This window comes from Tepidiforma sp. (genome assembly GCF_026419595.1).
Taxonomy (GTDB): domain Bacteria; phylum Chloroflexota; class Dehalococcoidia; order Tepidiformales; family Tepidiformaceae; genus Tepidiforma.
In genome coordinates, this window is the sequence record NZ_JANZZD010000096.1 from 1 (window position 1) to 663 (window position 663).

The window sequence follows — 663 nt, forward strand, 5'->3', positions numbered from 1 at the left end:
CGGCAGCGTCAGATGTGTATAAGAGACAGGAACAGCCCAGACCACCAGCTAAGGCCCCAAAATTGTCACTCAGTGATAAAGGAGGTTGGGGTGCAGTGACAACCAGGAGGTTGGCCTAGAAGCAGCCACCCTTTAAAGAGTGCGTAATAGCTCACTGGTCAAGCGCTCTGGCGCCGAAAATTAACGGGGCTTAGTGACATGCCGAAGCTGTGGAATAGGTAACTATTGGTAGGGGAGCGTTCTGAGTGGGGTGAAGCACTAGCGACAAGCAGGTGTGGACGGCTCAGAAGTGAGAATGTCGGCTTGAGTAGCGCAAACATTGGTGAGAATCCAATGCCCCGAAATCCCAAGGCTTCCAGAGCCAGGCTCGTCCTCTCTGGGTAAGTCAGGACCTAAGGCGAGGCTGAAAAGCGTAGTCGATGGACAACGGGTTAATATTCCCGTACCACGTAGCATTGGTGCAGAGGGACGAAGAAGGCATCAGCCAGCCGGATGTTGGTTACCGGTTGAAGCTGGCAAGGCGATGAGGGACGGCGAAAACGTCCTGAGCTGAGCGGCGAGGACGACTCCCTACGGGGGGGAAGTGGCTACTGTCAGGCTTCCAAGAAAAGCTCTACACACCATAAATGCAACGTGCCTGTACTGCAAACCGACACAGGCGGG

Annotated in this window: 1 rRNA gene; it reads left to right on the forward strand. The window is 54.8% G+C overall.

Annotation, left to right across the window (positions count from 1 at the left end):
* Positions 1 to 663: ribosomal RNA gene (locus N2041_RS14545) — 23S ribosomal RNA — on the forward strand; the annotation flags it as partial.